Here is a 7,122-nt window from a genome sequence, read left to right as displayed (position 1 = left end):
CTCTCTTTTTTTTTTTATTTTTTTTCAGCGTGTTTTTTTGTGTTCCTTTTTGTGGGGCCCCCCCCCTAAAACGCACTTTGGAGGGCACCGAAAGGATCTATTGTCCAGATCGGATGCTTTCCCGCACCCAGTTTTGCCGCGGCATGTCTGTCGCTCTGGCGGGGGAGCGCGCGGCTGCCTCCGTGAGCACTATCCTGATGCGGTTGCGGCGGCAGTGTACAAAGCCGCCGTAAGCAAGAGGCAGGCCTGCCAGATGCTCATCCACCATGGCGACGGTTGTCTCGGACAACGGCTGGGCTGAATCAAGCAGTGCTACCACTAAAAGGATTCCCCGTTGCGACCCGAAACCCCCGCAGCGGGCGCGGACCATTATCTGTCCAAACTCATGCTCCAAAAGCAGGGGTACCGCTTCAGTGAGCGCACGATAGGCCGCGAGCTGAAGGCCTGTACTCAACATGCAAGGGTCGCCTTCCAAGCGAGGCCGAGTCACCCGGTTGCTCTGGTCCCAGCATTCACGGACGCCGCCGGCTTGCAGTGCAACGTAGAGGCCCAACTGATCCAATGCCGTTGGATAGACCATGCTTGCCTGTGTGCGGAACTGCTGTGAATGCAACGTTGCAGTGTTCATCAGCCCGTTTGCTATCTCATGGTGACCCTGCAGTTTCAGCCAGGTCACCACCTCTTTAAGCGATACCTCGATGCCATCGCCAAGCTTCCTGAGATGAAGTGCACGTTCTCGTAGACCTTTTTCACTGGCCATGTGTGAATTGCGCGCCAGTTTTAGGGCGTTTCTCTCGCCGTCATCACGAATCTGATAGCGATGATAATAGTGCGTAATGCGTGAGCCGAACAAAAGCAGCGCGATACTCGCAATGGCCATGATCATCTGCGTCGTAAACGTTGTCGCATCAAATGCCAGTGGATACGGTTTTGGCGTCGTAAGCCCAATGATGAGGTTGAGTGACGGCACGGCAATTGCCGCCCCACGCCAACCAAGAAGACAGGTAAGCGCTATCGCCGGTAGCGCCATCAACAATTGCAGGCTGCTCTTGACCGTGGCGGACTCTGCAGGAACGAGCGCTGAAGCGATCCCGGTCAATATCATCAGTGCCAGTGCGGCGATGCTCGGCGTCAGGAGACGGCCTGTCCATGCAAGTTCCGTGCGCCTACTTGCCCATAGCAGGGCAAGAGGGACGACCGTCAGAATGCCGATGAAGTCGCCCACCATGTAGCGCGCCGCGCCCGTAAGGAGGGGGACATCTGGAGTCGGCCAAAGCAAGTGCATCAAAACCAGGTTCAACGAGGTGACGGCTACGGCTGATGCTGCGCCAACCGAGAGCAACCAAGCCTGCGTGGTGGCGATCACCATTTTGCGATGCAGTCGCACGATCGTTGCCACCGTGGGCATCAGCGAGACGGAGGCGAGAATGACCCACGCCAGCCCGTACTTCTCCACCATCGGGTAACGCATCTGCGCGAAGTAGGCGTACTCACCCAGGAACAGATAGGGCCACAGTCGTGGTGGACAGAGCAGCAGTGCAGCCACGCGTATGCCGGCAGGCAGGTAGAACTGGTCGAGGGACAGCTTGCGTGCGCCCCAACAGGCAAGGGCATAGATGACGGCAAGGACAAGCCCGATCGGCTCGATGCGCAGATTCAACTGAAGTCCATTTTTCCACCATTCTCCTCGCACCGGCTCCCCCTGTTCGTGCCGTCAACATCCCTGTGTATCAATGCCGCGATCAGATTGGACGGTATATACACGCGCCGGATTATGCAATTGCGCAAGTGGTCCGGCGCGATGGCGCGCGCAGCGTATGGATTCACGCGCGGGCATGGGTCGGGGCCATGGGCGTGACACATATCTCATTTTCTTAGGAAACTCTTCACGCTCGTCGTACGGCCCGCAGTCGAGTTGCGCCGCGGATACACAGATGACGTCCCGTGTTCGAGGCGTGCCCATCTCTGCCACTGCAGGCCTTGATATGACGCATTCTCCACACATCGTTGCGCTGTGACGCGCGGCGTGCGCAGCAGGAGATGCGCTCTCATGCCATCTGCTGGCACTCCCGGTCTGGCGCTGCCGGGAAACGGAGCGACCGCTTTCAGATGTCGCACCATGTCTCACTTTACCCGTGGTCGCCGAACGCCCCTTGCGCCCTCACCACAACGCATCCCGCAGCTTGTACCAGGACATCGCCGCAACCAGCAGCGGGGTTCGCAGCATGCGCCCGCCGGGGAAGGGGCGGTGCGGAATGCGTTCGAATACATCCAGGCGCTCCGCCTGGCCGGCGATGGCTTCGGCCAGCACCTGGCCCGCCAGGCCCGCTGCGGCAACACCGTGGCCCGAGAAGCCCTGCGCGAAATAGACATTCGGGGTCAGTCGGCCCCAGTGCGGGGCGCGGTTGCGGGTGATATCCACATAGCCGCCCCACACGTACTCCAGCTCCACGTCGGCCAGCTGCGGGAACACCGCGCGCATGCGCCGGGTCATCACACCGCGCAGGCCGGGCGGGGGCAGGGCGGAGTAGCTGGCCTGGCCGCCGAACAGCAGGCGGTGATCGCGGCTGAGGCGGAAGTAGTCCAGTGCCCAGCTGACGTCGGCCACGGCCATGTCATTGCGGATCAGCGATTGCGCCCGTGCTTGCCCAAGGACCGCACTGGCACCGATATAGGTGCCGACCGGCATGATCCGCGATTCCAGCTCCGGCGCGATGCCCTCCAGCCAGGCATTGCCGGCGATCACCACGTGGTCGGCGCTGACCGTGCCGTGCGCGGTGCGCAGCTGCGGCCGGGGCCCGCGGATCAGCTGCAGGACCGGGGACTGCTCGTGGATCACCGCGCCGGCCGCCTCCGCGGCACGGGCCAGGCCCTGCGCGTAGGCCAGCGGATGCAGGTGGCCGCTATGGGGATCGAACATCGCCCCGCGATAGCGGGGGCTGTCCAACTGCCCGCGCAGCTGCGTGCGGTCCCACCATTGCAGCGGATAGTCGTAGCGCTGGGCCAGATCGATCAGCCCGGCGCGCAGCATGCGCTCCTGGCGGGGTTTGATCGGCACGCTGGCATGGCCGTCGCGCCAATCGCACTCGATCTGGTGGCGGACGATGCGGTCACGCAGCAGGCGCATGCCATCGCGCGAGAATTCGAACAGCGCCCGCGCGTCTTCAGCGCCCACCAGATGCTCGAGCGTATCCACTTCGCAGCCGTAGCCGACGATCGCCTGGCCACCGTTGCGGCCGGACGCCCCCCAGCCCACGCGGTGCGCCTCCAGCAGCACGACGCGATAACCGCGCTCGGCCAGGGTCAGGGCGGCGGACAGGCCGGTGTAGCCGGCGCCCAGCACGCACACGTCGGCGCTCAGATCGCCCGTCAGCGGTTCACGTAGCGGCGCGCCCGGCACGCTGTCGGCGTACCAGCTGGGTGCATGCGCCTCGCCGGCAGCCGTCATGCCGGGCACCGGCTGGGAGAGGACAGGACAACAATCATGGACAAAGGATGCCAGCAACCGGCGCGCGGGACAGGGGTCAGTCTGTCGCAGCTACTGCCGCAGGCGTGTGAGGGGGGCGCGCACCGCCGATGCGGCGCTGTGTTGCGCGAGGTCTGCGCACGGGGGTAACGTGGCTGCAGGTCATCCGAGCATGACGCATGGTCTCGCCCCCTTGGGTCGGACTGCCCACCGACAGCACGATGCTGGGCCATCATCCCTTCGCGGCGGCGGGTGAGAAGTACGTCCGCGCGCTGGCCGAGGCGGCCGGTGTCACCCCGGTGCTGCTGCCCAGCCTGCAGCCGCCGTTGCCGGCCACGCATTGGCTGGACCGCCTGCAGGGCCTGCTGCTGACCGGCGCGGTGAGCAATATCGAACCGCATCTGTATGCCGGGCCGCCGAGCTGGCCCGGCAACCGCCATGATCCGGCGCGCGATGCGAACGCGCTCTCCCTGTTGCAGGAGGCGCTGGCCCGCGACCTGCCTGTGCTGGCGATCTGTCGGGGTTTCCAGGAATTGAACGTCGCGCTCGGTGGCAGTCTGCACCCGCGCGTGCACGCGGTGCCGGGCATGAACGATCATCGTGAAGACCCGGAGGCGCCGGTGGCGGTGCAATATGGGCCGGCGCATGCGGTGCACCTGTGTGAGGGCGGTTGGCTGGCCGGCTGGGCCGGCGCGCCCACGGCACGGGTCAATTCCGTGCACGGGCAGGGCATCGATCGCTTGGCCGAGGGCCTGCAGATCGAGGCCGTTGCTGAGGATGGCCTGATAGAAGCCGCCCGCAGTACCGCGCATCGTTTCGTGCTCGGGGTGCAGTGGCATCCGGAGTGGCGGGTGGCCGACAATTCGTTCTATCACAGCATTTTTCACGCTTTCGGCGATGCTTGTCGCCGCAACTCTCTTACAGCAGACCGGTCATGACCACCCGAACGCGTTCGCGCAAAGCCGCCGCCCCCAAGCCTGTTCCGCAGGAGAGCACGCTGCTGCGCTGGCTCAAGGACCGGCGCATCACCGAGGTGGAGTGCCTGGTGCCGGACATCACCGGCAACGCGCGCGGCAAGATCATTCCGGCCGACAAGTTCTCGCACGATTACGGCACCCGCCTGCCGGAGGGTATCTTCGCCACGACGGTCACCGGCGAGTTCCCGGACGATTACTACGAGCTGACCTCACCGTCGGATTCGGACATGATCCTGCGCCCGGATGCCGACACCGTCCGCATGGTGCCGTGGGCGACCGATCCGACCGCGCAGGTCATCCACGACTGTTTCACCAAGACCGGTGAGCCGCATGAGCTGGCCCCGCGCAACGTGCTGCGGCGCGTCCTCAATGCCTATGCCGAACTGGGCCTGCGCCCGGTGGTGGCACCGGAGCTGGAGTTCTTCCTGGTCCAGAAGAACACCGACCCGGACTTCCCGCTGCTGCCGCCGGCCGGTCGCTCCGGGCGTCCTGAAACCGCGCGCCAGTCCTACTCGATCGATGCGGTCAACGAGTTCGATCCGATCCTCGATCTGATGTACGACTACTGCGATGCGATGAAGCTGGACGTGGATACGCTGATCCATGAATCCGGCGCGGCGCAGCTGGAGGTCAACTTCACCCACGCCAATGCGATGGATCTGGCCGACCAGGTCTTCCTGTTCAAGCGCACCATGCGTGAGTCGGCCATGCGCCATGGCATCTACGCCACCTTCCTGGCCAAGCCGATGGAGAACGAGCCGGGCAGTGCGATGCATATCCACCAGAGCCTGCTGCGGATCAGCGACGGCAGCAACGTGTTCACCGGCGAGCATGGTGGTGAGGATTTCAGCCCGTTGTTCGGGCACTACCTGGCCGGCCTGCAGAAGTACGTGCCGGCGGCGATGGCGTTCTTTGCGCCAAACGTGAACTCCTACCGCCGGCTGATGTTCGGCGAGGTCTCCCCGAGCAACGTGCACTGGGGCTTCGACAACCGCACCTGCGGGCTGCGCGTGCCGCTGGATACACCAGAGAACATGCGGGTGGAAAGCCGGTTTGCCGGCTCGGATGCCAACCCCTACCTGGCGATCGCTGCCACCCTGGCCGCCGGCCTGCTCGGCATCCGCGAGCAGGGCTCCCCCACCGCGCCGATCAGCGGCAGCGCCAAGGAACTCGGCTACGACCTGCCGCGCTCGCTGGGCGAGGCGCTGGACGGGCTGGAAGGCTGCCCGGAACTGCGCGAAATGCTGGGCGAGCGCTTCTGCCGCGCCTATGTGTCGGTCAAGCGCAAAGAATACGAGACCTTCTTCCGGGTGATCAGCTCCTGGGAACGTGAGTTCCTGCTGCTCAACGTCTGACCGAGCCACCGGATCCGGCATGGCCGTGAGGGCCATGTGCTGGGAAAATGGGGGCATGCCCGGTAGGCTGGCACCCGTTGCGCCGGTCCGGCCGGTTCCCCCCAACTCGCACCTGACCTGTGGAGAGTCCGATGAAGCTGCGAATCCTCACCCTCGGCATTGCCGTATCCGTGCTGACCGCCTGTGGCGGCGGTGACAAGCAGGACGACGCCAAGGTCCTGAACGTCTACAACTACAGCGATTACATCGCCGAAGACACCATCCCGAACTTCGAAAAGGCCACCGGCACCAAGGTGACCTATGACGTGTTCGACAGTGATGAGATGGTCGAAACCAAGCTGTTGGCCGGCAACAGCGGCTACGACGTGGTGGTGCCGACGCTGAACTTCTTCGGCCGCCAGATCAAGGCCGGGGTGTTCCTGCCGCTGGACAAGAGCAAGATCCCGAACCTGGCCAACCTCGACCCGGACGTGATGAAGCGCATCGCGCAGCAGGACCCGGGCAACGAATACGGTGTGCCGTACATGATCGGCACCACCGGCATCGGCTACAACGTGGAGCTGCTCAAGCAGCGCTTCGGTGGCAGCACCGACATCGCCAACAGCTGGGACCTGGTCTTCAAGCCCGAAAACATCGCCAAGATGAAGGACTGCGGGATCACCATCCTGGATACGCCTTCGGACATGATCCCGATCGCGCTGCACTACCTGGGCGAAGATCCGCACAGCCAGGATCCGGCCACGCTGGAGAAGGCGGCCGCGCTGCTCAAGAGCATCCGCCCGTACGTGCAGAACTTCCACTCCTCGCAGTACGTGGGCTCGCTGGCCAACGGCGGCACCTGCCTGGTGGTGGGTTGGTCCGGTGACATCATCCAGGCCCGTGACCGTGCAGCTGAAGCTTCCAATGGCGTGACCGTGGCCTACTCGATCCCGCGCGAAGGTGGCCCGCAGTGGTTCGACATGCTGGCCATCCCCAAGGATGCCAAGCACCCGGAGGCCGCCTACGCCTTCATCAACTACCTGCTGGACCCGAAGGTCGCCGCGGCCAACACCAACTTCATCCATTACGCCAACCCGGTGACCGCGGCCACGCCGCTGGTGGACGAATCGATCCGCACCGACCCGACCATCTACCCGCCGGCCGATGTGGCGGCGAAGATGTTCACCTACTCGATCAACACGCCGGAGGTGGACAAGCTCTACACCCGGTTGTGGACCGAGGTGAAAACCGGGCGCTGACCGCCCCCCTGCGACGCCGGCCCCGTGCCGGCGTCGTCGTTTCAGGGGGTAGGACATGACGCGGCCACCACCGGTAAAATGGCACT

Annotated in this window: 5 protein-coding genes; 3 read left to right on the top strand and 2 right to left on the bottom strand. The window is 64.3% G+C overall.

Annotated elements, in window-relative coordinates; translation table 11 throughout:
- Nucleotides 1-97: 97 nt before the first annotated feature.
- Both ABE483_RS17940 and ABE483_RS17935 read right to left on the bottom strand, forming a co-directional pair.
- Entirely contained in the window at nucleotides 98-1,660 is a 1,563-nt protein-coding gene (locus ABE483_RS17940; protein ID WP_346482140.1) for an MASE1 domain-containing protein, read from the bottom strand.
- A 501-nt stretch (nucleotides 1,661-2,161) separates the two neighbouring features.
- Nucleotides 2,162-3,448 (bottom strand): FAD-binding oxidoreductase, encoded by a 1,287-nt coding sequence (locus ABE483_RS17935; RefSeq protein WP_313211258.1) that lies wholly within the window; start codon nucleotides 3,446-3,448, stop codon nucleotides 2,162-2,164.
- Between the two features lie 197 nt (nucleotides 3,449-3,645).
- Here ABE483_RS17935 and ABE483_RS17930 point away from each other — a divergent pair, with 197 nt between their 5' ends.
- The 3 genes from ABE483_RS17930 (at nucleotide 3,646) to ABE483_RS17920 (ending at nucleotide 7,036) form a co-directional block, all read left to right on the top strand.
- Nucleotides 3,646-4,404 (top strand): gamma-glutamyl-gamma-aminobutyrate hydrolase family protein, encoded by a 759-nt coding sequence (locus ABE483_RS17930; RefSeq protein ID WP_346464569.1) that lies wholly within the window; start codon nucleotides 3,646-3,648, stop codon nucleotides 4,402-4,404.
- On the top strand, nucleotides 4,401-5,798 hold the full coding sequence (locus ABE483_RS17925) for a glutamine synthetase family protein (RefSeq protein WP_123728825.1): 1,398 nt from the start codon (nucleotides 4,401-4,403) through the stop codon (nucleotides 5,796-5,798). The genes ABE483_RS17930 and ABE483_RS17925 overlap by 4 nt, the downstream gene beginning before the upstream one ends.
- Before the next feature lie 131 nt (nucleotides 5,799-5,929).
- Nucleotides 5,930-7,036 carry a polyamine ABC transporter substrate-binding protein gene (locus ABE483_RS17920; protein ID WP_346482139.1) on the top strand — a complete coding sequence of 369 codons (1,107 nt, stop codon included), beginning with the start codon at nucleotides 5,930-5,932 and terminating at the stop codon, nucleotides 7,034-7,036.
- Nucleotides 7,037-7,122 lie beyond the last annotated feature (86 nt).

Source organism: Stenotrophomonas sp. TWI602 (assembly GCF_039674045.1).
Taxonomy (GTDB): domain Bacteria; phylum Pseudomonadota; class Gammaproteobacteria; order Xanthomonadales; family Xanthomonadaceae; genus Stenotrophomonas.
This window is presented reverse-complemented; position numbering and strand designations above follow the sequence as displayed.

Bases quoted from the DNA above. Each gene is read 5' to 3' on its own strand.
- ABE483_RS17935 (WP_313211258.1), bottom strand. From the start codon at position 3,448: ATGACGGCTGCCGGCGAGGCGCATGCACCCAGCTGGTACGCCGACAGC.
- ABE483_RS17930 (WP_346464569.1), top strand. From the start codon at position 3,646: ATGGTCTCGCCCCCTTGGGTCGGACTGCCCACCGACAGCACGATGCTG.
- ABE483_RS17925 (WP_123728825.1), top strand. From the start codon at position 4,401: ATGACCACCCGAACGCGTTCGCGCAAAGCCGCCGCCCCCAAGCCTGTT.
- ABE483_RS17920 (WP_346482139.1), top strand. From the start codon at position 5,930: ATGAAGCTGCGAATCCTCACCCTCGGCATTGCCGTATCCGTGCTGACC.